Here is a 22,432-nt window from a genome sequence, read left to right on the forward strand (position 1 = left end):
GCACCGGGCAAGCGGAACGCGTCGGCAGGTCACCCAACCAAGCCACCGGTCCGCCGGACGCCCGGACGCCCGGCTGCCGGGGCCCCGCTCAGCCGTCCCGCCGCATGCACACCCGCTCCCACCGGTCCAGCCCGAGCGCCGCCTCATGGCGCCGGATCGCGCGCAGACCCGGGGTCACTTCGGCGTCGGTCAGGACGCGGAAGCCGAGCCGGGCGTAGTACGGGGCGTTCCACGGCACGGCCGCGAAGGTGGTGAGGGTCAGCGCAGGCAGTCCGCTGTCCTGCCACGCCTGCTCGATGAGCAGCCGGCCGAGGCCCCGGCGCGCGCCGTCCGGATGGACGGAGACCTGCTCGATGTGCGCGCAGCCGTCGACCGGTTCCCAGAGCAGATACGCGAGCGGCGCCGCGTCCGGCACCCCGCCGCAGGCCACCAGGGCCCGGCCCGCGCGCTGGTAGCGGGCCAGTTCCGCGAGGGACGGCGGTTCGTCGTCGGCGATCCGGGCCATGCCCAGGTCACGGAAGGCCTCCCCGGCCGCGCGCTCGACGGCGCGCAGCGCGGGGAGGTCGCCGGGCGTGGCCGCGCGGACGACGGGGGTGGCGGGGCGGATGCCGGGTGTGTGCATGGGAGCACCGTCGCATGTCGTCCGGCGTACGGCAGCCGGTTTTCCGGGGCGGGGCCGCCGATCAGGCGGTACGGCCCTGGACGGCGTCCGCGTACGTACGGGCCAGGTCGGCGGCGGGAGGGGCGGATTGCGTCCCGGGCAGGGGAGTTCAGTGCTTGACGAGACGGTCCGCCGAGCGGGTCACGAAGAACAGCAGGCCGGCCGTGAGCAGCGCCGCCATGACGGCCACGGAGCCCGTGGTGCGCGCGTCGGGGCCGTGGGCGAGAGCCGGGTTCAGGACGAGGGTGAGTCCGGTGACCGACACCAGGGGCCCGGCGGCGTACCACGCGGCGAACAGGAACGGCCCCGGGCCGCCCATCGGGGTGGCGGCGCCCGCGAACAGCAGATCCGTGCGCGCCGGTCCGCGGCACGCGCCGAAGACCGCCGCCGCCGCGAACGGCACCGCGCACAGCGGCATCAGCAGGAGCGTCCACCCCGCTCCGGCCAGCGCGTACGGCACCGCCGCGAGCAGGCCCAGCAGCGCGCCGAGCACCGCCGGCACGATCGCGTGGTGCAGCATCAGCGTCCGCAGCCGGTACGGCGACCAGGCCGCCCGCCGCACGTCGTCGGTCTCCAGGCGGGCCGGCTCCGCGAGGGCGCCGACCGCGGCGTACCCGCACAGCAGCCCCACGACCAGGCCGAGTACGCGCTTCTCGCCCGCTGTCGCCGCGCCGAGCCCCGCCGCGGCGGCGGCCCCGGCCGCCCAGGTGACGGCCCGGCCCAGCCGACCGGGCGCGCGCAGCAGCGCCAGCAGATCGCGCCAGACGACGACCAGGTGCCGGTTCGACGGCGCCGGCAGCCGGAACCGGCGCTTCGGCTCGTCGCCGCCGGCCTCCATGACGGCCAGCTTCGCGGCCCGCAGCTCCAGCGCGAAGACACCGGACGTGACCGCCGTGGCCGTCGCCGCGCGGCCGCGCAGCTGGGCGTTGGGCACGAGCGCGGCGTCCCGGTGGGCGTACAGGACGGCCGCCGCGGTGACGGCCACGAGAAGCGCGGCGGCGACGGCCCAGCCGGGCGCCGTGCCTCCCGTCACGGACACGACCGGCTGTGCTGCCCAGCCCCACGGGCCGGACCACAGTTCGGCCTGCTCCAGGGGTGCCCAGCGGTGCCCGGCGCCGGCCAGCGCGGCCTGGCCCGCGCACAGCGCCAGCAGCAGCGCGACGGGCGCGGTCAGGCGCCGTACGTACCGCGCCAGGTGCGGCCGGCACTCCACCGCCATGCCGAGCGAGACGGCCAGCAGCGGCAGGCAGACCGCGGCCGGCAGCAGGGCCAGGAGCCCGGCCCCGAACGACGCCAGGTCGGTGACCTGGAGCACCACCGCCGCGGCCGACGCCACCACCAGTCCCGCGGCCACGGTCAGCCCGGCCGTGATCCGGAAGCCGGGCCGCAGCACCGCGCCGCGTCGTACGGGCTGCGCGAGCAGCCAGCCGACGGACGGCCCGGACACCACGACCGGCCCGCGCCACAGCGCGTCACGCGCGGCGAGCACGGCCAGCGCGAGGGTGACGGCGACGAAGGCGGCCGGCAGGGTGCGCTGGAGGTCGGCGCCGAGACTGCCGTGGTCCGCGCCGAGTTCGAGTTCCTTCAGGAAGCGGTGGGCATATCCACTGCCGTAGCCCAGGGCCGCGAGGACGACGCAGTAGGCGAGGACGGCCCGGTCGCGGCGCCGCTGCCGGTGGTGGGCGCGCCGCTTGTCGCGCAGCCAGCGCAGGGTCTCGTCGGTGCGGTCGTCGTCCTCCTCGCTCCAGACGGCCTGACCGGTGGCCTCCTCAGGAGGGAAGGCGTCGTCCTCCGCCGTCCCCGGCGCGTCCGAAGCCGGGGAAGTTCCCGGACCCTTTTGCGTATCGCGTGCCGTCATGAGCGCACGCCCAGCTTCTTCAGCACGTCCGCCGGAGCGCCCCGTCCGATCACCCGGCCGTCCTCCAGCGCGATCATGCGGTCGGCGACCTCCAGGGCCAGCTCCGCCTGGTGCGTGGCGAGCAGGACGGCCACCCCGTCTGCCTTCTCGGCGACCAGGAGGGCGGCCAGCCGCGCCCGCGCGTCGGGGTCGAGGCGCTGCTCGGGTTCGTCGAGGACGAGCAGGTCGCGCGGCCGCACCAGCGCGGCGGCCAGCAGCAGCGACTGCAACTGGCCGGACGAGAGCGAGCCCGGCAGCGCGTGGGCGTGCCCGGCCAGCCGGCGGTCGTCGAGCACCTGGTCGATCCAGGCCTGGGCGTCGTCCACGGCGTGCGCGACGGTGACGAGTTCCAGGTGCTCGCGGACGGTGAGGTCGGGGTAGCAGGCGACGCTGTCGCCGACCACCGCGACCCGCGCCCGTACCTCGGGGTCGTCCTCCGCGACCCGGCGGCCCGCGAACCGGGCGGTCCCGGCGGTCGGCGCGTCCCGCCCGCACGCGATGCGCAGCAGGGTCGACTTGCCGGACCCGTTGTGTCCGAACAGCGCCGTGCAACTGCCGGCGGCCAGGTCGAGGTCGATGGGATGCAGTGCCTGCCGCTCGCCGTAGCGGCGGCTGGCACCGCGCAGTTGCAGTAGCGCGTTCGCGCCGGTCCTGGCCTTCATCGGGGCTCTTTCGTACGCCGGGTGGGTCGCACCGACCTTAACCAGCGCCTGCCCGTCCGCCGCCCGGCGGCCTACTGCCCCACGCCGTCCCTGATCAGCTCGTCGGCCGGGTCGTTGACGGGCTGCGGGGTGCCCGTCAGGTCCATGACGAAGAGCGGGAGGTGCAGTTCGTCGGCGCGCGAGCGGGCGTCGCGGGAGTAGCCCGCCAGGGAGAAGCAGACGGCGACCGCGGATTCGTTGAGGCCGTTGAGCCACAGGCACTCGATCTCCCGCAGCTTGGTCGCCCGCGTCGTCGGGTCGACCTGGGCGACCACTCCGGTGCCGCGCAGGTCCACACCGGACGCGGTACGTTCCTGGGCCCGCGCGATGTCGGCGAAGCCCAGCCACTTCAGGTACTGCGCCGCGGCGGTGACGCAGTCGTGGGCCGTACGGATGGTGACCGGGCGGAAGGCGGGGCGCAGCACCGGCGGCCGGCCGGGCGGTGCGGCGGGTGCGGAGGAGGCGGGGCTGCCGGGGGTCGGCGGGGTGGGCGGCGGCGGGGTCGGTACCGGTACGACGGGGACGCGTACCACCGTTCCGCACACGCAGCCGGACTCCGGCGCCGGCCACTCGTCGAGCCGCCCGCAGGTGTCGCAGCGCACTTCCACCCACGAGCTCTGCCACGTGCGGTGCAGGATCTCCACCGGAACGCCGCCGCGCAGCACCGGCAGGGTCAGCGGAGCACCGCACGCGCACGGGAAGGTGGGCGGGGTGAAGGCGTTCTCGCGGCGGCACGTCGGGCAGCGCACCGGCACGCTGTCGGCCATGGCGGCTCCTGGCAGGTACGTCGGCAGGCTCTGCTGCCGTCCATGGTCCCTCCAGCGGCTGGCGTTGGGGGGAGGGTCACGGTGAGAGGCCGACATTACCGCAGGCGTATGCCAGTGGACCCGGTTTTCCCCCGATCCTGCCGGAAGCCGGGGCTGCGTACGGGGGTGGTACCGCCCGGCGGCACGGGAGACGGGCGCGACAGGACAGTCGTACCGCCGGGCGGGGCATGGGGGAGGGGTGAACTGCGGGGCGCAGGCAGGGCGCGGGCTCCGCGGCACCGTCGGGGAGACGGACCGTCCTTCCCTCGCGGACGGGCACGGCCACCGCACTGGTGTCTCCCGGGTGCCCGGCCCCGAAGGGCCGGCGGCGCCCCGTGACGGTGTCCCGCGGAGTCCCGCGCCTCCTTCCGCGCCGGCCGGCCACCCCTCAGCGGTCCGGCCGGCGCGGACGCGCGAGAGGCCGGACCTCCCGTCCGCCCTCGCGCCGATCCGGGGTCAGTCCTCGCGCAGCTCGTGCAGCTCGGCCTCGACGCGCTTGCCGTACTCCGCGTCGGCCGCGTGGAAGTGGGCGAGGTTCTTCTCGATCACGTCGTCGCGCGAGACCTGCGAGAGGCCTCCGGCGATGTTCGCCGCCAGACGGTTCTTCTCGTCCTCGGACATCAGCCGGTACAGCTCGCCGGCCTGGAAGAAGTCGTCGTCCTTGGTGTGTGCCGGAGCCGCGTGGGTACCGGCGTGGCCGGTGACGGCGAGCGGCGCGGACAGCGGCCGGTCCGACTGCACCGGGCCGCCGTAGGAGTTGGGCTCGTAGTTCTTCGCGTGCCGGTCGTAGGCGTTGGCCGCCATCAGGCCGTCCCGGCCGTAGTTGTCCGCCGCGGTCGCCTTCGGCGCGTTGACGGGCAGCTGGGTGTGGTTGACGCCCAGGCGGTAGCGGTGCGCGTCGGCGTAGGCGAACAGCCGTCCCTGGAGCATCTTGTCCGGGGACGGGCCGATGCCGGGCACGAAGTTGTTCGGCGAGAACGCGGACTGCTCGACCTCGGCGAAGACGTTGTCGGGGTTGCGGTCCAGGACCAGGCGGCCGACCCGCTGGAGCGGGTAGTCGGCGTGCGGCCACACCTTGGTCAGGTCGAACGGGTTGAAGCGGTAGTCCGCCGCCTCGGCCGCCGGCATGATCTGCACGTACAGCGTCCAGGACGGGTACACGCCGCGCTCGATGGACTGGAGCAGGTCGGTCTGGTGGCTGTTGGGGTCCTGGCCGGCCAGCTCGGCGCTCTGCGTGCTGCTCAGGCAGCGGATGCCCTGGTTGGTCTTGAAGTGGTACTTGACGAAGAAGGACTCACCGGCGGCGTTCGTCCACTGGTAGGTGTGCGAGCCGTAGCCGTTCATGTGCCGGTACGAGGCCGGGATGCCGCGGTCGCCCATCAGCCAGGTGACCTGGTGGGTGGCCTCGGGGGAGTGGGCCCAGAAGTCCCAGACGTTGTCCGGCTCCTGCTTGCCGGTGAATGGGTCGCGCTTCTGCGAGTGGATGAAGTCCGGGAACTTCAGCGGGTCCTTGATGAAGAAGACCGGGGTGTTGTTGCCGACGAGGTCGTAATTGCCCTCCTCGGTGTAGAACTTGACCGCGAAGCCGCGGGGGTCGCGGGCGGCGTCCGGGCCGCCGAGGTTGTCGGCGACGGTGGAGAAGCGGATGAACAGGTCGGTGCGGCGGCCGACCGCGCCCAGGAAGCCGGCGTGGGTGAAGCCGGTGACGTCGTCGGTCACCTCGAAGTACCCGTACGCGCCGGAGCCGCGGGCGTGCACGACACGCTCCGGGATGCGCTCACGGTTGAAACGGGCCAGCTTCTCCAGGAGGTGCTGGTCCTGGAGGAGCAGCGGGCCGCCGACGCCGGCGGTGGCGGAGTTCTGGTTGTCGGCGATCGGGGCGCCGGCTTCCGTGGTGAGACGGCGCGTCGTCGTGGGCTTCGGCATGGTGACCTTCCGTACGAGAGCGCGGAAGTCGGCTTCCGCATGTTGGAGCGTATGGAGCGCCCCCAGCGTCGTCAACACTTTGTTGAAAAGTTGCCGGGCGGTGCGCGAGGGGGGTGCGCCGGGCGGCTTCCGGGCGCGTTCGTGGTGTTCCCGGCGGCGGCGCCTGGGCGCGACAGGACAGGTGTCGGCGCCGCCGCCGGGAAGTGCAGGGGAGGCTCACGCCTCGGATGAGGTGCGCGGCTGCGGTACGCCCGGGAGGCTCTCCGCAGGTGCGGCGGCGCGCCCGGCGATCCCCAACAGGACCGGCCGGTCACGCACACCAGCGGGACCGCGTCCGCGCGGGCCGTGCGCAACCCGGTGAGCAGCCCTTCGACGCCGCAGCCGGGCCGGTCCGAGCGCCCTGGGGCCGCGACGACGACACCGGCACGCCCGGTCGTACGGGCCCAGCCGTCCGCCATGTGGGCCGCGCCCTGTTCGTGACGGACCGTCAGGTGAGCGATGCCGTCGGCCCGTTCCAGCGCCTCGTACCACGGGAGGGCCGTGGCGCCGGCGGAGCCGAAGACGAGGCCGACGCCCGCGTCCCGGAGGGTCTCGACGGCCGCCCGCGCGGCGGGAATCCGGGTCGCCGCCACGGTGTCAGCCGGTGGTGTGGCCGGAGAGCCGTTCTACGCCGCGCAGGAGGGCGGAGTGGTCGAGGTGGCCGTCGCCCTGGGCGCGCAGGGCGGCGACGAGGCCGGCGACGACGCCGCCGACGGGCAGGGCGGCGCCGACGGAGCGGGCGGCGTCCGTGACGATGCCCATGTCCTTGTGGTGCAGGTCGATGCGGAAGCCGGGCCGGAAGTCGCGGGTGCGGAAGTTGTCCTTCTTGCGGGTCAGGACGGTGGAGCCGGCCAGCCCGCCGTTCAGGACGTCCAGGGCGGCGGCGAGGTCGACGCCGGACTTCTCCAGGAAGACGACGGCTTCGGCGCAGGCCTGGAGGTTGACGGCGACGATCAGCTGGTTGGCGGCCTTGACGGTCTGCCCGGCGCCGTGCGGCCCGCACCGCACGATCGTCTTGCCGAGGGTCTCGAACAGCGGCCGGGCGGCGTCGAAGTCGTCCTGGTGGCCGCCGACCATGATGGACAGCACCGCCTCGACGGCGCCGGCCTCGCCGCCGGAGACCGGGGCGTCCAGGACGCGGATGCCGCGTTCGGCGGCGGCGCCCGCCAGGTCGACGGAGGTCTGCGGGGTGATCGAGGACATGTCGATCAGCAGGGTGTTCGGGCGGGCGTGGGCCAGGATGCCGTCCGGCCCGTAGGCGACGGCCTCGACCTGCGGGGAGGCGGGCACCATGGTGATGACGACGTCGGCCGCGCGGACCGCCTCGGCGACGGAGGCGGCCGGGGTGCCGCCGGCCGCGGCCAGCCGCTCCAGCTTGTCCGGTTCCAGGGTGTAGCCGGTGACCTGGTAGCCGGCCTTGAGCAGGTTTTCGGCCATGGGCGCGCCCATGATGCCCAGCCCGATCCACGCGATGTTGGGAAGAGTGCTCATACGGGGTGCCTTTCGGGGGCGGGGGACCGGCCGGGGGCCGGTGCGGGGTTCAGGGGCGGGCGCCGGCGCGCAGGGAGTGCGGCAGCCAGGCGAAGGCCTCGGCGCTGGGGCGGTCTCCGGGCTTGTACTCCAGGCCGGTCCAGCCGTCGTAGCCGTTGGCGCGCAGCCGGTCGAGGAGGTCTTCCAGCGGGAGGGTCCCGGTGCCGGGGGCGCCGCGGCCGGGGCTGTCGGCGATCTGGACGTGGCCGGTCTTCGCGGTGTGGCGGTCGATGACCTCGTGCAGGTCCTCGCCGTTCATGGCCAGGTGGTAGAGGTCCATCAAGAAGCGGGCGTTGCCCAGGCCGGTGGCGGCGTTGACCGCGTCGACCACCTCGATCGCCCTGGGCGCGGAGACGATCGGGCAGTGCGGCGACTCCGGCGCGTTGAGAGCCTCGACGAGCAGGGTGGCGCCGACGCGGTGGGCGGCGCGGGCGGCCAGCGTCAGGTTCTCCAGGGCCAGGGCGTCCTGGGCGGCCGGATCGGCGCCCTCGACACGGTTGCCGTACAGGGCGTTGAGCGCGGTGCAGCCCAGCGACTGCGCGAAGTCCGCGGCCACGTCCACATTGGCCCGGAAGCGCTCGGACTCCTCCCCTGGAACGGACAGGGCGCCGCGGTCGGGTCCCGGCAGCTGTCCGGCGTAGAAGTTCAGGCCGACCAGCTGGGTCTTCGCGTCGCACAGGGCGTCGCGCAGGGCGTCCAGCCTCCGCTGTCCGGGGTCCGGGGCGTCGGTCCACGGCCACCACAGCTCCACCGCGTCGAAGCCGGCGGCCGCCGCGGCCGCCGGGCGTTCCAGCAGCGGCAGCTCGGTGAACAGGATCGACAGGTTGACGTTGAAACGCGCATCCGAGAAACCCATGAGGGTGAGCGCCCTTCCGTATTGCGGAACTTTCTTTCTGCTGCTTGGAACATTGCCTGCGAATCTCGTGACCTGTCAAGAGGTGCGGACCGCGGGGGCGAAGCCGCGGCGCCGCTCGCCGCCGGGTGGGTGCGCGGAGTCTTGGGGCCCGGAGATGGGTGTGGGCGGGCGGCGCTAGTTTGGGGGCATGGTGCGATTGCGAGTGGAATTCACGACGGAACCGTTCGATCTGGACGAAGCGCCCGCCCACGCGGTCGTGGGGCGCGAGATCATCACGGGTGCCGGGCTGGACGCCGTCGACGTCGGTCCGTTCGGCAACACGGCCGAGGGGGAGGGTGAGAAGGTGCTCTCCGCGGTCGACGCGCTGCTGCGCAAATCCCTGGAGGCCGGTGCCACCCGGATCTCCCTCCAGGTCAACGTGATCGCGCCGGCCGGGGAGGACGCGACGTGACCGAGCCCGCCGATCACCCGTTCGTCCAGGCGGTGAAGCCGCTGGTGGACGCCATGGGCGCGGAGATGGTCGCGCCGGAGCAGGCGCAGGGTGACGATGTCGTCCTGGCCTGGGAGGGGCGGGACCGGGTGGCCGTACGGCTGCCGCACCTGTCCGACTCGCTGGATCACCTCCTCGCCGAGCTCCAGCGCCGGCACGGTATGCCGCTCAGTGAACTGGACCGCCGCACCAAGCAGTCGGTGGTGCGGATTCTGGAGGCGCGCGGCGCGTTTTCCGTACGGCACGGGGTCGAGACCGTCGCCGGTGCGCTCGGTGTCAGCCGCTTCACCGTCTACAACTACCTGAACAGGGACAACGCGGCGAAGGGCGCCGACTGACCCCGGTTCGGGGGGTTCTGGGACCGCCGCCGTCCGGGTGAACCGGACGGCGGCTTTCTTGTTGCCGAGTTTTCAACAAAGTGTTGACGTGATGTTGCCGGAGGTCTTAGCTGTTTCCAGCCACAGCAGAGCCCGTACAGCACCAGGCCACGGAGGCTTCCCGTGTCTTCGATTCCGACGCCGGGTCTCGCCCGGTTCAACGCCGCCGCCGACAGTGCGGCCCGTGCCGCACTGCGCGAGGCGTGCGCCAGCGAAACGTGGGGGAGCCTGCTCCTCGCCCGGCGCCCGTACGCCACCACCGACGCCCTGTTCGCCGCCAGCGACGCCGCCATGGCCGAGCTGAGCGCGGCGGACCTGGCCGAGGCGATGGCCGGACACCCGCCCATCGGCCGGCCCACGCCGGGCGACGCGACCTCCTCCCGCGAACAGCGGGGGATGTCCGCGGCCGGCGACGGCCTCAAGGCGGAGATGCTCGAACTCAACCTCGCCTATCAGGAGAAGTTCGGGCATGTCTTCCTGATCTGCGCCACCGGCCGGACCGGTGCGCAACTGCGTGACGCCGCCCGTAACCGGCTCGACAACACGCCGGAACAAGAACGCGAGATCGTGCGTAGGGAACTGGGCAAGATCAACCGCATCCGGCTGGGCCGCCTCGTCGACGACGCGACGGACCCGGCAGACGCCGCCGAAGGGGCACGACCATGAGCAGCGAGACGGCCCGGCACGAGACGTCGGTGTCCACGCACATCCTGGACACCAGCGTGGGCCGCCCCGCGGAGGGCGTCGCCCTCACGCTCTCGGTACGCTCCGGACACGACGGGGACTGGAGCGCGCACGGCGCCTCCGAGACCGACGCGGACGGGCGCTGCAAGGACCTGCCGGCGCTGCCGGCGGACACCACCCACGTACGCCTGGACTTCGCGACCGAGGCGTACCTCGCCGGCAAGGCCGTAACAGCCGACCAGCAAGCCGAGGAACAGCAGGACGCCCCCCGCGCAAGGGACAGCGGAGCTTTCTTCCCGGAGGTGGCGATCACCTTCGCCGTCAAACCGGGTGAGCACTACCACGTACCGCTGCTGCTCAACCCGTTCGGCTACTCCGTATACCGAGGGAGCTAGCACCGATGCCCACGATTCTCGGCCAGAACCAGTACGGCAAGGCGGAAAACCGCGTCGTCCGGATCACCCGGGACGGCGACACCCACCACATCAAGGACCTGAACGTCTCGGTCGCGCTCTCCGGCGACCTCGAAGAGGTCCACCTCTCCGGCTCCAACGCCCACTGCCTGCCCACCGACACGACGAAGAACACCGTGTACGCCTTCGCCAAGGAGCACGGCATCGAGTCGGCCGAGCAGTTCGGCATCCACCTGGCCCGGCACTTCGTCACCAGCCAGGAGCCGATCAAGAAGGCCCGCATCCGCATCGAGGAGTACGCCTGGGAGCGCATCGAGACCTCCGAGGCCGGCGCCAGGTTCATCGGCGCCGACGAGGTCCGGCACTCCTTCGCCCGCAAGAGCCAGGAGACCCGGCTGACGCAGATCACCTACGACGGTGAGCGCTGGCAGGTGATCTCCGGCCTGAAGGACCTCGTCGTGATGAACTCCACCCACTCCGAGTTCTGGGGCTACATCAAGGATCAGTACACGACGCTCAAGGAGGCCTACGACCGCATCCTGGCCACCGAGGTGTCCGGCCGCTGGCGGTTCAACTGGACCGACGACGACCAGCGGATGCCCAACTGGGAACGCTCCTACGCCCAGGTCAGGAAGCACCTGCTGCACGCCTTCGCGGAGACCTACAGCCTCTCGCTGCAGCAGACCCTCTACCAGATGGGCTCACGGATCATCAACAACCGCGCGGAGATCGACGAGGTGCGGTTCTCGCTGCCGAACAAGCACCACTTCCTCGTGGACCTGGAGCCCTTCGGCCTGAAGAACGACCATGAGGTCTACTACGCGGCGGACCGCCCGTACGGCCTGATAGAAGCCACTGTCCTGCGCGACGGTGTCGAAGCCGCGATCCCGATGGATCTGACCAACCTCTGACGGCTTTCGACGCAGCGCCGTGCCGCGCCCGTCCCTCCCCGTCCCGCAGCGGGGAGGGACCGCGAATCCTGAGGGGAACGCGACCCATGGCCGCACAGCCACCGCACGTTGAGAAACACCCCGTCCCACCGGTCCACCCGGTGGACGAGAAGCCGGCCCCCAAGCGGCTCGTCCCCGCCGCCCTCCAGCACATCGCCGCCATGTACGCCGGCGTCGTCACCCCTCCGCTCATCATCGGCCAGGCCACCGGCCTGGACACCCCCGGCCGCACCCGGCTGATCGCCGCCAGCCTGCTCATCGCCGGACTCGCGACCCTCCTGCAGACCCTCGGCGCCGGGAAGTTCGCCGGAAACCGGCTGCCGTTCGTCAACGCCGCCTCCTCGGCCGGCATCACCCCGATGCTCGCCATCGCCGAGACCACCGCCGAAGGCCACCAACTCCCCGCCATATACGGGGCGGTGATGGTCGCCGGGGCCTTCTGCCTGGCCGTCGGGCCGTTCTTCGGCAGACTGCTGCGCTACTTCCCGCCGCTGGTCACCGGCGTCGTCATCACGCTCATCGGCGTCACCCTGATGCCCGTACCGGTCGGCTGGGCGCAGGGCGGCGACAAGGGGGCCGCCGACTTCGGCTCCATGAAGCACCTGGCGCTCGCCGCGTTCACGCTCGCGGTCATCCTGCTGATCCAGCGCTTCACCCGGGGATTCGTCAAACAGATCGCGCTCCTTGCGGGCATGGTGGCGGGCACCCTCGCCGCGCTTCCGTTCGGCATGGCGAGCTTCGACGCGCTGCGCGAGTCGCCCGTCGTCGCGCTGCCCACCCCCTTCGCCTTCGGCGCGCCGGAGTTCCAGCCCGCCGCCGTGCTGTCCCTGTGCATCGTGATGCTGGTCCTGATGACCGAGTCGGCGGCCGGGATGCTCGCCCTCGGCGAGATCTGCGAACGGCCCACGACCGGGCGCACCCTCACCCGCGGCCTGCGCACCGACGGCCTCGCCACCCTCGTCGGGCCCGTCTTCGGCGGCTTTCCCACCAGCGCCTTCGCGCAGAACGTCGGTGTCGTCTCGCTGACCCGGGTACGCAGCCGCTACGTCGTCGCCGCCGCGGGCGCCACCCTGCTCGTCCTCGGCGCCTTTCCCGTCCTCGGCGCGGTCGTCAACCTCGTGCCGATGCCCGTCCTCGGCGGCGCCGGCATCGTCCTGTTCGGCTCGATCGCGGTCAGCGGCATCCGTACGCTCTCCGAGGCCGGCCTCGACGACAGCTCCAACATCATCCTGGTGGCCGTCTCGCTGGGCGCGGGCATCATCCCGCTCGCCGCCCCGAGGTTCTACGAGGACTTCCCCGCCTGGGCACAGACCGTGCTCGGCTCCGGCATCAGCGCCGGGGCGCTCGTCGCGGTCCTGCTCAACCTGTTCTTCCATCATCTCGGCACCCGGACCACCCAAGGGGCAGCGGTACTGTCAGCCGCCTCGCCCGGCTCCGGCACTCAAATCCCGTAGGGCCATGCCGTGCCCTCCCCGAGCTCCCGCGGAGCAGGGGGACCCCTGCCACCATCCTGGAGGAAGCACCATGGCAGCACCGGCAGCCTCTGACAGCGCGGCGACGCGGCGCGTCGTCATCGAGAACTGCGCCATCGCGACCGTCGACGCCGACGGCACCGAGTACGCCTCGGGCCATGTCGTCGTCGCGGGCAATCTCATCGAATCGGTGGGCGCGGGCCAGGCTCCCGAGGGCCTGCGGAACGTCGTCCGCCGTATCGACGGCACCGGCCACCTGGCCACCCCCGGCCTGGTCAACACCCACCACCACTTCTACCAGTGGATCACCCGCGGCCTGGCCACCGACCACAACCTCTTCAACTGGCTGGTGGCCCTGTACCCGACCTGGGCCCGCATCGACGCGCCGATGCTCGCCGCGGCCACCCAGGGGTCGCTGGCCACGATGGTCAAGGGCGGTGTCACCACCGCCTCGGACCACCACTACGTCTTCCCGCGCGGCTGCGGCGACCTGGTCGGCGCCGAACTGGCCGCGGTCCGCGAGATCGGCGCCCGGATGACGCTGGCCCGCGGGTCGATGGACCGCGGCGAGAAGGACGGGGGACTGCCGCCGGACTTCGCCGTCGAGACCACCGAGGGCGCGCTGAAGGCCACCGAGGAGGCCATCGACACCCACCACGACGGCTCCTTCGGCTCCATGGTGCACATCGCGGTGGCGCCCTGCTCGCCGTTCTCGATCTCCACCGAACTCCTGCGGCAGGGCGCCGAGCTGGCCCGCCGCAAGGGCGTGCGGATGCACACCCACGGCTCGGAGACGGTCGAGGAGGAGAAGTTCTGCCACGAGCTGTTCGGCATGGGCCCGACCGCCTACTTCGAGACCACCGGCTGGCTCGGCGAGGACGTGTGGATGGCGCACTGCGTCCACATGAACGACTCCGACATCGCCGCCTTCGCCCGTACGAAGACCGGCGTGGCGCACTGCCCGTCCTCCAACGCGCGCCTCGGCGCCGGCATCGCCCGCGTCCCCGACATGCTCGCGGCGGGCGTACCGGTCGGCCTCGGCGTGGACGGCACCGCCTCCAACGAGAGCGGCGAACTGCACACCGAACTGCGCAACGCGCTGCTGATCAACCGCCTCGGCGCGCACCGGGAAGCGGCCCTGGACGCCCGTAAGGCGCTGCGCCTGGGCACCTACGGCGGCGCCCAGGTGCTGGGCCGTACGGCGGAGATCGGCTCGCTGGAGGCCGGCAAGCTGGCCGACCTGGTGCTGTGGAAGCTGGACGGCCTGGCCCACTCCACCATCGCCGACCCGGTGACCGCGCTGGTCTTCGGCGCCGCGGCGCCCGTCACCCTGTCCCTGGTCGACGGCGCGCCGGTGGTCGAGGACGGCCGGCTGACCAACGTCGACGAGGACACCGTCGCCCGTACCGCGCGGGCCGAGGCCCGGCGCCTGGCCCGTATCGCCGCCGAGGGCTGATCCCCGCCCGGCGGCGACCCGAGAACTCGGCCGGGGGGACGGCCCCGGCCGGGAGCTTGTGGATCCGAGCGGGGTCCACAAGCGCCGGAACCCGGGGGCACGGAGGTCCCTTCGTGCCCCCGGCCCGGTAATGCTGCGCATTATTACCATCGTCACCCCCCATTGACGCCCATGCGCCAACCCATGCCCCACGCCGTGCAACGACCCGTGCACCCACCCAGGTGATGACCCGTCACCCCGCTCGACGCGCCACAAGCGCGGACCGCTGCCCCACCGCACCCGACGCATGCCCTCCGTGACAGCCTCGCGCCGCCGCCCCCCTGCGGCGCAGAAATCGAAGGAGGCCCGCAGTGGCCGCACCCTCCGGGCGGACGGCGCAGGGCGACCGGAAGCATCCGGTCGACGAGACCCTCCCGCCCTTCAAGATGTTCACCAGCGGCCTGCAGCACGTGGCCGCGATGTACGCGGGCGTGGTGGCCCCGCCGATGATCGTCGGCCCGGCCTGCGGGCTCGGCCCCACCGAGACCGCGTTCCTGATGGGCGCCAGCCTCTTCACCGCGGGCATCGCCACCCTGCTGCAGACCCTCGGCTTCTGGAAGATCGGCGCCAGACTGCCGTTCGTCAACGGCGTCTCGTTCGCCGGCGTCACCCCGATGGTCGCCGTCGGCAAGGCGCAGAGCCCGCACGACGCGCTGCCCGTCATCTTCGGCGCCGTGATCGTCGCCGGCGTCCTCGGCTTCCTGATCGCCCCCTACTTCTCCAAGCTGGTGCGGTTCTTCCCGCCGGTGGTCACCGGCACCGTGATCACCCTGATCGGGGTGTCCCTGCTGCCCGTCGCCTTCAACTGGTCACAGGGCGGCAATGCCGCCGCGCAGGACTACGGTTCGCTCACCAATATCGGCATGGCGGCGCTCACCTTCGTCATCGTGCTCGTCCTGCGCCGGGTGCTGCGCGGCTTCCTCCAGCAGATCTCCATCCTGCTCGGCCTGGTCGCCGGCACGCTGATCGCGATACCCGTCGGCATCACGGACTTCGGGTCGATCGCCGGGGCGGCCCCGGTCGGCTTCCCGACCCCGTTCCACTTCGGCGCGCCCCAGTTCGACGCGGCAGCCATCGTCAGCATGGGCATCGTCATGCTGGTGTGCATGACCGAGTCCACCGCCGACATGCTCGCCCTCGGCAAGATCGTGGACCGGCCCGCGGACGAGCGCACCATCGAGGGCGGCCTGCGCGCCGACACCCTCGGCACCGCCCTCAGCCCGCTCTTCAACGGCTTCGCCAACAGCGCCTTCGCGCAGAACATCGGCCTGGTCGCGATGACCGGGGTGCGCAGCCGGTTCGTCGTCGCCACCGGTGGCCTGATCCTGATCGTGCTGGGCCTGTCCCCGGTCGCCGCGTCGGTGATCTCCCTGGTGCCGCTGCCGGTCCTGGGCGGCGCGGGCATCGTGCTGTTCGGGTCGGTGGCCGCCAGCGGCATCCAGACCCTGGCCGCGGCCGCGATGCACAAGGGCGAGAACGCGCTGATCGTCGCGGCCTCCGTCGGCGTCGGGCTGATACCCATCGCGGCGCCGCGGTTCTACCACGACTTCCCCAAGGACATGCTGGTCGTCCTGGACTCCGGCATCAGCACCGGCGCTCTCGTCGCCATCGTGCTCAACCTCGCCTTCAACCACATCGGCAGGCGCCGCGGCGAGCCCCCGCTGGAGGTGATCCCGCGGCGGCCGGACCGGGGCGTGGGCGATCCGGAGACGGCACCGGCGCACTGAGCCGCGCGGGCCGGCGGGCCCGTACCGTGCCGGTTCCCCGGTACGGTACGGGCCGCCGAACTGCCCGCCCCGGTCACCCGATGTGGTACGAGTCCCCGTACACCTTCCAGTCCAGCGGCGGGTTCAGGTTCAGGTTGCCCTTCTTGAGGAAGACGCGCTGCGCGGTGTCCACGCGGCTGGTGTCGCTGTGCGCCTCCTCCTGCTTCATCGCCCATACCCGCGCGTCCAGGAAGGCGTTGAGGTACGTCTTCTCGTCGCCGCCCTGGGCCGGCGTCTTGGCCTTGGCCATGGCGCGCTTGCGGATGTTGGAGAAGCTGGTCTTGTCGCTGCCGTCACCGTGCATGACGGTCGCGTCGTAGTACGCGAACTGGCCCAGTACGCCGATCTTGTCGGCCTTGCCCTGCTTGACCGCCGGGTTGAAGTAGACCCGGTCCCGCTCGTCGTTCTGCGCCTGCTGGAAGGCCGGGTCCAGGGCGGCCTTCTCCCAGTCCTTCTTGTAGGTCGGGTCCAGGCCCGCGTGCGAGGCGCTGCCGTTGACCTTGCGCAGCGCGGGCAGGTACTTCGCCAGGATGTTGCCGGGCTTGCGCTTGGTGTACAGCTCGACGAGGTCCAGCATGTCGCCCGTACCGGAACAGAAGCCGATGATGCCCGCGGTGTAGCCGCGGCCGTCCTTGATGTCCTCGATGTAGTCGTACTTCTTCCGCCAGTCCAGCGTGGAGTTCTCGGCGCTGGCGACCAGTTGCATGGCGATCTCCTTCTTCGCCGGGTCGTCCAGACCGGCCGCGGCCTTGGCGGCGGCGTGGGGCGCGGCCGGTGCCCGGCCGGGGGCGGCGACGGCCGTACCGGCGATCGCCGTCGCCGGTACGGCGAGCAGGACCAGACCGAGGGTGATGCCGGTGGCGGGCTTGCGGACCGCCTTGGCTATGGATCGGGCACGCATGGATGTCCTCCAGTGGGGAGCGGGCCGGTCGGCCACGGAGCGGTGAGGGATCCCAATCGTTAGGAACCTTTCCTACCAGACTCCGGGGAGGACCGTAACCCGTCAGTTCCCGTCAACCCCATCCGCCCCGGCAGAGTTTGACCCGGTATCGGCGGGCGGCTGCCAGACGTACGGAACAGTTGTCGCGGCGCCGACCAGGCCCAGCCGGTTCAGAACGGGGCGGCTGGACTCCAGCGCGTCGACCTGCACGTACCGGAAGCCGCGCGCCGCGGCGAGCGCCGCCCGGTGCGCGACCAGGGCGCGGTAGACGCCCTTGCCGCGCCAGTTGGGCAGCGTCGAGCCACCCCACAGGGAGGCGAACTCGGTGCCCTGGTGGAAGCGCACCCACGCCGCCGAGACCACCTCGCCCGCCAGCGACTCGGCCACGGTCACCGTGCACGCGTCGCCGTCCCGCCCCGCCACCCACTCCTCCATGGCCGGCGCCAGCCAGCTCCGGTCGTCGGCCCAGACGGTGGCGGCCAGTTCCCCGATGCGGTCGAAGTCGGCGCGCTCGGTGACGTCCCGGAGCCGTACGCCCTCCGGGAGCGGCGCGTCCCCGGGGGGCCCGGCGATCTCCGCGGCCTCGCCGATCACGACCGTCTCCGGCTCGTCCGGCACGAACCCGGCCGCCGCCAGCCGGTCCGGCAGATCGGCGGGCAGGTCGTGACCGTGGTACTTCCACTCGACCGGCAGGCCGCGGGCCGCGAAGTGGTCGCGCTGGGTGGCGATGAAGGCGTCCAGCTCCGCCCCGTCCAGTCCGCCCAGGTCGCGGTAGAAGATCAGCCCACCGTGTGCGGGCAGGGTGCTGCGCAGTACGGGGCCGACCCGCTCGGTGCCCGGCGTGTCCGGGGCGAACCCGCGGTCCCGCATCTGCTCGTCGTACGCCGCGCGGTAGGCGGCGGCTCGTGCACGCTCGGTGTCTTGTCTGGTCACCGGCGTCACTCCACCACAGGCGGTGGGCCGCGGCCATCGAATTCGGCCGTGGCGTGGCGCTTCCGGAGGTCAGGGCGCCGCGGTCGGCTCCGCGGGCTCGCCGAGCAGCCGGGTGAGCAGTTCCGTGACGCCGGGCCCGGGGTCGAAGGATTCGACGGGGAAGGAGAGTTGGCGGAAGGTGATGCCGTCCAGGTAGTCGAAGAGGATCTCGCAGTGCCGCCGCGGCGTCGGCGACCCGAAGTGCCGCATCCACTCCGTGCCCCAGCCGACGACGGCCGCGCGCTCCTTGGCGAGCGCGGGGCGCAGCCCGGGCCGGGCCGAGGCTTCCAGGCGGAGCGCGTAGCGGGCGGCGGTCCTGGCGCGCTCCGGGCCGGTCGCGCAGCGGACGAACCGGGTCACGGCGTCCGCGAGTTCCGGCACGTCCGACGGGGCGGCCTGCCGGGCGAACTCCTCCCAGTCGTGGCGCTCCAGCGCCTCCAGATGGCCGACGATGCCGTCGATCAGGGCGGCGCGGTTGCGGAAGTAGTTGGAGGTGGTGCCGGACGGTACGCCCGCCGCCGCGTCCACCGCCTGATAGGTCAGCCGTCGCGGCCCTTCCGTGCCCAGCACCTCGATCGCCGCGTCCAGGACCTGGTCCCGCCGTCGTGCCACCCTGCGCACCCCTCGCTACTATGTCTGTAGTGCCGATCCACTATAAACATAGTAGCGTGTGGACAGGGGGCTGACCTCACGCACGGCGGCCGTCGTCGGCGGGCGCGCCACCGCCGTGCTCCACGGCGCACCGGTGGCATCGTCCGCCCGATATCCGTCCTGAACTGCTGACCCTCCTCTACGAGTCGGCCGACGGTGCGGGATCGGTCACCTTCGGCAGCACGGTTCGACGACATCCGGGAGCCGGAGAGCGCGTACGACGTGGTGACCGCGGCCGACGGCCTCAACAGTGCCGCGCGCACGACGCTGTTCGGGCCGCGGTGCCGCGCCCGGTGCGTCGGCGCGTCGTCCTGGCGCGGCGCGGTGGGCGGCGGGACCGGCGCCGTCACCGAGACCTGGGGCGTAGCGCGTGCGAAGCGCTGGTGGGCGACGTGGAGTTGACGCGGCCCCTGCGAGTGTCGCCCGGCGTCGGGACGGCCCTGCGTACGTATGATCATGAACGGCGTTCCGTGGCCCGGCGGCCGGCGCGCACGGCGCGGCCGATGAACCGGATGGCGCACGCGCGGCGGCTGACGGGCCTGCGGAACGCGGCGGTGCGGGCCGCGTCGGCGCCGGGTGGACCGCCGGCCTGAGGGGCGGCGCACACCGGAAGCGTCGGCGTTTTGCCCGATATGCTGCATTGAACCTGAAATGCCGTCAAGTGTGCGCCCGACGCCACGGAGAGGGGTTCCGCGGTGGACCCGAACGCCCAGCACCCACACGCCCGGCACCCGGACACCGGACCCTCGCGCAGAGCCGGTCCGCCGGCCGGTGCCGAACCTCCCGGCCGCGCCGGAGCGCCGGCCGCGGCCCCCGCGCCCCCGGCCGCGGACGACCTGGAAGCCACCGTGGACGGCCTGCTGCCCGGCCTGTGCGACGACCTGAAACGCCTCGCGGCGATCCCCTCGGTCGCCTTCCCCGGCCACCCGCCCGAGCCGGTCCTGGCGGCGCGCGACGAACTCCTCGCCCTGCTGCGCGCCGCCGGCGTCACCGACCTCGGCGAACTGGCCCTCCCCGACACCGCGCCGGTCATCACGGGCACCATCCCGCCGCCCGCCCCCGACGCCCCCACCGTCCTGCTGTACGGCCACTACGACGTCCAGCCCGCGGGCGACCTCCGGCTGTGGACGTCACCGCCCTTCGAGCCGACCGACTTCGACGACCCGCACGGCGGCCCCGCCATCCGGGCCCGCGGCATCGCCGACTGCAAGGCCAACCTCCTCGTGCACCTCGGCGCCCTGCGCGCCCACGGCGGCCGTCCCCCGGTCGGCATCAAGATCCTCTTCGAGGGCCAGGAGGAGTACGGCAGCGCCTTCGACGACTACCCGCCCACCGACCCCGGACGCTTCGCCTGTGACGCCATGGTCATCGCCGACGCGGGCAACCTCCGCGCCGGTACGCCCACGCTCGTCACCGGCCTGCGCGGCGCCGCCGAACTGACCGTCGAGGTGCGCACCCTCGACGAGGCCGTGCACAGCGGCGAGTACGGCGGCGCCGCCCCGGACGCGCTGCTCGCCCTCCTCAAGGCCCTGGCCACCCTGCACGACGTACACGGCGACGTCGCCGTCGAAGGGCTGCGCCGCGAACCGTGGTCCGGTACCGGCCTCACCGAGACCGAGTTCCGCGACCTGGCCGGCGTGCGGGACGGGATGCCGCTCCTGGGCTCCGGGAGCCTGGGCGAACGCCTGTGGAGCGGCCCGGCCGTCACCGTCATGGGCCTGGACGCGCCCTCCGTGGACGGCGCCGCCTCGGCCGTCGTGCCGTACGCCCGCGCCAAGCTCAACCTGCGCTGCCACCCCCGCCAGGACCCGCAGGAAGCGCTCGACGCGCTCGTACGGCATCTGGAGCGGCTGCGTCCGTTCGGCGTCCCGCTGACCGTGACGCCCGGCGACGCGGGCGCCGGCTTCGAGGCCCGTACCGGCGGACCCGCCTACCGCGCCGCCGAGGCCGCGATGCGCCGGGCCTGGGGCGCCGAGCCCGTGCACGCCGCGGGCGGCGGCTCCATCCCGCTCGTCAACGGCCTCGCACGGGCCGTCCCGGAGGCCGAAGTCCTGATCTTCGGCGCCGAGGACAAACAGTGCAACCTGCACGCGCCCGACGAACGGGTGCTGCTCTCGGAACTGCGCGGTGCCGTCCTGGCGGAGGCCGTCTTCCTGCGCGAGTACGCCGCCGCGTTCCGCAGCGGAGCCGCCGGATGAGCGCCCCGATGCCCGACGAGAACCCCCGGCCCGCCGAACAGCCCACGGCCGGCGAAACGGCCCACGCCGACGGCGGCCCGGAAGGCCCCCGGCGCGGATTCACCTTCCCCAGCGCCCTGACCGTCCTGGTCATCGTGACCCTCGCGGTCTGGGTCCTGGCCTTCTTCATCCCCTCCGGCGCCTACGACCGCGACGGCGGCGGCGCCCCGCAGCAGGGCACCTACCACCGCACACCCTCCGGCCAGTCCTTCACCGACCGCCTCAACGACCTGTTCCTGTCGCCCGTCAACGGCCTGTACGGAGTGCAGGACGCCAAGTCCGGGCAGGTCGGCCCCACGCTGGCGGGCGAGCTGTACGGCAGCGCGGGCGTGTTCCTGTTCGTGCTGGCCATCGGCGCGTTCATCACGGTCGTCTTCTCCACCGGCGCGCTGGACCGCGGCATCGGCCGGCTGGCCCACCGCCTCCGCGACCGCGGCGCCCTGCTGATCGTCGGCGTGATGGCGGTCTTCTCGCTGCTCGGCACGGTCGAGGGCTTCGCCGAGGAGACGCTCGGCTTCTACGGCCTGGTCGTGCCGCTGATGCTGGCGCTGGGCTACGACCGGATGGTGGCCACCGCGACGATCATCCTCGGGGCCGGCGTCGGCGTCCTGTGCTCCACCGTCAACCCCTTCGCCACCGGGGTCGCCTCCTCCGCCGCCGATATCTCGCTCGGCGACGGCATCGCGCTGCGGGTGGCGATGTGGCTGGTCCTGACCGGCGTGACCATCGGCTACGTGGTGCGCTACGCGCGCCGCGTACGGGCCGACCCGGACCGCTCGATCGTCGGGTTCCTGCCCGGCGACCGGGACCGCGCGCGGGCCGCCGATGACGACGCGGCGGAGCCGCCGCCGCTGACCGGGCTGCACAAGACCGTGCTGGTCACCGTGGCACTGGTGTTCGCCTTCATGATCTTCTCGGTGATCCCGTGGTCCGGGGCGCTCACCGGGGACGCCGACGCGGCGCCGTACGCCTTCGAACTGGGCTGGTCCTTCCCCCAGTTGGCGGCCCTGTTCGTCGCCGCCTCGATCCTCGTCGGGGTCATCGCGCGGATGGGCGAGCAGAAGCTCAGCTCGACCTTCGTGCAGGGCGTCGCCGAGTTCGTCTCCCCGGCCCTGGTGATCGTGCTGGCGCGCGGCGTCACGACGATCATGAACAATTCGCGCATTACGGATACCGTCCTGCACGCTGTCGAGGGCGCCGTCTCCGGCACCCCGTCGGCCCTGTTCGGCATCATGGTCTACGTCGTCAACCTGCCGCTGGCCTTCCTCATCCCGTCCACGTCCGGCCACGCCACCCTGGCCATGCCGATCCTGGCGCCGCTGGCCGACTTCGCGCACGTCTCGCGCGCGGTGGTCGTCACGGCCTGGCAGGCGGCCAGCGGCTGGATGAACCTGTGGGTGCCCACCACCGCCGTCATCATCGGCGGCGTCTCGCTGGCCAAGGTCGGCTACAACAAGTACCTGCGCTTCGTCTGGCCGCTGCTGGCCATCCTCGCCGTCCTCATCTGCGGATTCGTGGGGCTGGGGGCGGCGATGACCTGAGCGCGGGCCCGTCGGCGCGGGCCCGCGC

Annotated in this window: 22 protein-coding genes; 11 read left to right on the forward strand and 11 right to left on the reverse strand. The window is 72.7% G+C overall.

The genetic code is table 11. The annotated features are described in order from the left end of the window. Positions 1-88: 88 nt before the first annotated feature. The 8 genes from ACFV57_RS05440 to ACFV57_RS05475 form a co-directional block, all read right to left on the reverse strand. A complete protein-coding gene (locus ACFV57_RS05440) occupies positions 89-622 on the reverse strand; it encodes a GNAT family N-acetyltransferase (RefSeq protein ID WP_385225944.1) in 534 nt (177 codons plus the stop codon). 148 nt (positions 623-770) lie between these two features. Then, the gene (locus ACFV57_RS05445; protein WP_385225946.1) at positions 771-2,519 is read right to left on the reverse strand and encodes a hypothetical protein; all 1,749 of its coding nucleotides are present in this window, start codon (positions 2,517-2,519) and stop codon (positions 771-773) included. Continuing rightward, a complete protein-coding gene (locus tag ACFV57_RS05450; RefSeq protein ID WP_385225948.1) occupies positions 2,516-3,220 on the reverse strand; it encodes an ABC transporter ATP-binding protein in 705 nt (234 codons plus the stop codon). The genes ACFV57_RS05445 and ACFV57_RS05450 overlap by 4 nt, the downstream gene beginning before the upstream one ends. A gap of 71 nt (positions 3,221-3,291) precedes the next feature. Next, the gene (locus tag ACFV57_RS05455; RefSeq protein WP_385225950.1) at positions 3,292-4,026 is read right to left on the reverse strand and encodes a hypothetical protein; all 735 of its coding nucleotides are present in this window, start codon (positions 4,024-4,026) and stop codon (positions 3,292-3,294) included. A 495-nt stretch (positions 4,027-4,521) separates the two neighbouring features. After that, entirely contained in the window at positions 4,522-5,991 is a 1,470-nt protein-coding gene (locus ACFV57_RS05460) for a catalase (RefSeq protein ID WP_385225952.1), read from the reverse strand. Positions 5,992-6,062: 71 nt separating this feature from the next. After that, positions 6,063-6,623 (reverse strand): thiamine pyrophosphate-binding protein, encoded by a 561-nt coding sequence (locus tag ACFV57_RS05465; RefSeq protein ID WP_385225954.1) that lies wholly within the window; start codon positions 6,621-6,623, stop codon positions 6,063-6,065. Between the two features lie 4 nt (positions 6,624-6,627). Beyond that, positions 6,628-7,521, reverse strand: coding sequence for a 2-hydroxy-3-oxopropionate reductase (locus ACFV57_RS05470; RefSeq protein WP_385225956.1), 894 nt, complete (start codon positions 7,519-7,521; stop codon positions 6,628-6,630). Between the two features lie 49 nt (positions 7,522-7,570). Continuing rightward, positions 7,571-8,416: a TIM barrel protein gene (locus tag ACFV57_RS05475; RefSeq protein WP_385225958.1), complete on the reverse strand. Its 846-nt coding sequence runs from the start codon at positions 8,414-8,416 to the stop codon at positions 7,571-7,573. Between the two features lie 190 nt (positions 8,417-8,606). Here ACFV57_RS05475 and ACFV57_RS05480 point away from each other — a divergent pair, with 190 nt between their 5' ends. From ACFV57_RS05480 to ACFV57_RS05515, 8 genes are all read left to right on the forward strand, one after another. After that, positions 8,607-8,867, forward strand: coding sequence for a hypothetical protein (locus tag ACFV57_RS05480; protein ID WP_385226114.1), 261 nt, complete (start codon positions 8,607-8,609; stop codon positions 8,865-8,867). After that, a complete protein-coding gene (locus ACFV57_RS05485) occupies positions 8,864-9,244 on the forward strand; it encodes a helix-turn-helix domain-containing protein (RefSeq protein WP_385225960.1) in 381 nt (126 codons plus the stop codon). The genes ACFV57_RS05480 and ACFV57_RS05485 overlap by 4 nt, the downstream gene beginning before the upstream one ends. A 162-nt stretch (positions 9,245-9,406) precedes the next feature. After that, complete coding sequence (gene uraD / locus ACFV57_RS05490; RefSeq protein WP_385225962.1) at positions 9,407-9,949, forward strand: 2-oxo-4-hydroxy-4-carboxy-5-ureidoimidazoline decarboxylase; 543 nt, start codon at positions 9,407-9,409, stop codon at positions 9,947-9,949. Continuing rightward, on the forward strand, positions 9,946-10,362 hold the full coding sequence (gene uraH, locus ACFV57_RS05495) for a hydroxyisourate hydrolase (protein ID WP_385225964.1): 417 nt from the start codon (positions 9,946-9,948) through the stop codon (positions 10,360-10,362). The genes uraD and uraH overlap by 4 nt, the downstream gene beginning before the upstream one ends. A gap of 5 nt (positions 10,363-10,367) precedes the next feature. Further along, positions 10,368-11,291: a factor-independent urate hydroxylase gene (pucL, locus tag ACFV57_RS05500; protein ID WP_385225966.1), complete on the forward strand. Its 924-nt coding sequence runs from the start codon at positions 10,368-10,370 to the stop codon at positions 11,289-11,291. 86 nt (positions 11,292-11,377) lie between these two features. Then, on the forward strand, positions 11,378-12,784 hold the full coding sequence (locus ACFV57_RS05505; RefSeq protein WP_385225968.1) for a nucleobase:cation symporter-2 family protein: 1,407 nt from the start codon (positions 11,378-11,380) through the stop codon (positions 12,782-12,784). Between the two features lie 70 nt (positions 12,785-12,854). Next, complete coding sequence (locus tag ACFV57_RS05510; protein WP_385225970.1) at positions 12,855-14,258, forward strand: 8-oxoguanine deaminase; 1,404 nt, start codon at positions 12,855-12,857, stop codon at positions 14,256-14,258. 350 nt (positions 14,259-14,608) lie between these two features. Beyond that, positions 14,609-16,024, forward strand: a complete 1,416-nt coding sequence (locus ACFV57_RS05515; RefSeq protein WP_385225972.1) for a nucleobase:cation symporter-2 family protein — start codon at positions 14,609-14,611, stop codon at positions 16,022-16,024. 73 nt (positions 16,025-16,097) lie between these two features. Here the strand turns inward: ACFV57_RS05515 and ACFV57_RS05520 are convergent, their stop codons facing one another. The 3 genes from ACFV57_RS05520 to ACFV57_RS05530 form a co-directional block, all read right to left on the reverse strand. Continuing rightward, positions 16,098-16,964, reverse strand: coding sequence for a chitosanase (locus ACFV57_RS05520; protein ID WP_385225974.1), 867 nt, complete (start codon positions 16,962-16,964; stop codon positions 16,098-16,100). A 102-nt stretch (positions 16,965-17,066) separates the two neighbouring features. Further along, positions 17,067-17,936: a GNAT family N-acetyltransferase gene (locus ACFV57_RS05525; protein ID WP_385225976.1), complete on the reverse strand. Its 870-nt coding sequence runs from the start codon at positions 17,934-17,936 to the stop codon at positions 17,067-17,069. Between the two features lie 69 nt (positions 17,937-18,005). Further along, positions 18,006-18,587: a TetR/AcrR family transcriptional regulator gene (locus ACFV57_RS05530; RefSeq protein WP_385225978.1), complete on the reverse strand. Its 582-nt coding sequence runs from the start codon at positions 18,585-18,587 to the stop codon at positions 18,006-18,008. Between the two features lie 195 nt (positions 18,588-18,782). On the opposite strand from ACFV57_RS05530, the gene ACFV57_RS05535 reads away from it, so the two are divergent. The 3 genes from ACFV57_RS05535 (at position 18,783) to ACFV57_RS05545 (ending at position 22,404) form a co-directional block, all read left to right on the forward strand. Next, on the forward strand, positions 18,783-19,028 hold the full coding sequence (locus ACFV57_RS05535) for a hypothetical protein (RefSeq protein WP_385225980.1): 246 nt from the start codon (positions 18,783-18,785) through the stop codon (positions 19,026-19,028). A 434-nt stretch (positions 19,029-19,462) separates the two neighbouring features. Further along, on the forward strand, positions 19,463-20,824 hold the full coding sequence (locus ACFV57_RS05540) for a M20/M25/M40 family metallo-hydrolase (RefSeq protein ID WP_385226116.1): 1,362 nt from the start codon (positions 19,463-19,465) through the stop codon (positions 20,822-20,824). Continuing rightward, positions 20,821-22,404, forward strand: coding sequence for a YfcC family protein (locus ACFV57_RS05545; protein WP_385225982.1), 1,584 nt, complete (start codon positions 20,821-20,823; stop codon positions 22,402-22,404). The genes ACFV57_RS05540 and ACFV57_RS05545 overlap by 4 nt, the downstream gene beginning before the upstream one ends. The last annotated feature ends 28 nt before the right edge of the window (positions 22,405-22,432 follow it).

Source organism: Streptomyces sp. NPDC059788, from assembly GCF_042732265.1.
In the GTDB taxonomy this organism is placed as follows: Bacteria; Actinomycetota; Actinomycetes; order Streptomycetales; family Streptomycetaceae; genus Streptomyces.